Origin of the sequence: Jiella soli, from assembly GCF_020615385.1 — a bacterium.
Lineage (GTDB): Bacteria > Pseudomonadota > Alphaproteobacteria > Rhizobiales > Rhizobiaceae > VKMB-3413.
On the sequence record NZ_JAJAVB010000020.1, the window covers coordinates 1 to 1,441 of the forward strand.

Annotated in this window: 1 protein-coding gene; it reads right to left on the bottom strand. The window is 68.6% G+C overall.

The features are described from left to right. Positions 1 to 80 precede the first annotated feature (80 nt). Positions 81 to 1,040: a prolyl aminopeptidase gene (gene pip / locus LH400_RS11405; protein ID WP_229152809.1), complete on the bottom strand. Its 960-nt coding sequence runs from the start codon at positions 1,038 to 1,040 to the stop codon at positions 81 to 83. Positions 1,041 to 1,441: the final 401 nt, after the last annotated feature.

Genomic DNA, 1,441 nt, shown 5'->3' on the forward strand with positions numbered 1-1,441 from the left:
TCGGGAATCCGAAAAGCGCCAAGCCGCTCAAAAATCAGCCAAAGTAGTGCTAGTCGGTCGGACCGGGCCGCCGCCCCCGCCTACTCCAGCTCGCGCCCAAACCGGTCGCTCGCCTCGATCAGTTCGTCGAGGATGCCGGGTTCGGCGAAAGCGTGGCCGGCGCCCTCCACCATCCGGTAGTCGGCCTTCGCCCACGCCTGCGCGAGTTGCCAGGAGGTGATTGCCGGCGTCACGACGTCGTAGCGCCCCTGCACGATCACGCCGGGAATCTCGGCCAACCGGTCGGCGCCGCGGATCAGCTGACCCTCTTCCAGCCAGAGATCGTGGTAGAAATAGTGATTCTCGATCCTTGCGAAGGCGATCGTTCCGTCGGATGCCGGAGCGCCGCTGCCGCCGGGCGACGGTGTCGTGCGGAGCATCACCGTCGCCGATTCCCAGTTCGTCCACGCGCGCGCCGCCTCTGCCCGCACCGCCCGGTCGGGATGGGTCAGCCGGCGGCGATAGGCGGCAACGAGATCGTCCTGCTCGTCGGCCGGGATCGGCCCGAGGAGGTTTTCCCAGCGGTCCGGGAACAGCCGGTTCGCGCCGGCGTCGTAGAACCAGTCGAGCTCGGAGCGCCGGCCGGTGAAGACGCCGCGCAGAACCATGGCGCTGACCCGCTCCGGATGCGTCTCGGCATAGGCCAGGGCCAGTGTCGCGCCCCAGGAGCCGCCGAAGAGCAGCCAGCGCTGGGCGCCCATCATCTCGCGCAGCCGTTCGAGGTCGGCGACGAGATGCCAGGTCGTGTTGGCCTCGAGCGAACCCGTCGGCGTGGAGCGGCCGCATCCGCGCTGGTCGAAGAGGAGGACGCGGTAGCGCTCGGGATCGAACAGCCGGCGGTGCTGCGGCGAGGCGCCGCTTCCCGGGCCGCCATGCAGGAAGACGGCGGGAATCCCGGTCGGATTTCCGCACATCTCGAAATAGAGTTCGTGGCCGTCACCGACGGCCAGCCGGCCGCTCTCGAACGGTTCGATCGCGGGATACGGACGGCGCAGCGTCATCGGCAAGCGTCACCGCCGGCCGGCCCGTCCGGACCCGCGCGGCCGCTGCACGCGGACACACCGCATACCGCGTCGTTCTTGCGCCGCCTGGAGCGCTGATTCCGTGAGGATTCCATGGGCCGACTTGTACCATCGCCAGAACCCGTCGCAATCGCGCAATCTCACAATCGCGCGTGAGGATGCGCTTCCATTGTTTGGTCCCAAACATGTTACAGGTTGGACGATCGATCCCGATGCCGTTTAGCCGCCAAGTCCCTGCGAGTTGCCATGTCCTCTTCCCTCCCAAAGATAGCGACCGCCGGAAGCCCGGCTGCCGGGTCCGGTTCGCCTGCCGCCGAGACCCCGACCGGCGGCACGATGACGGCCGGCGGCGCGCTGCTCGCCCGGCTGAAGAGCGTCGG

Coding starts and splice junctions, on each gene's coding strand:
- pip (WP_229152809.1), bottom strand. CDS start 1,040: ATGACGCTGCGCCGTCCGTATCCCGCGATCGAACCGTTCGAGAGCGGC.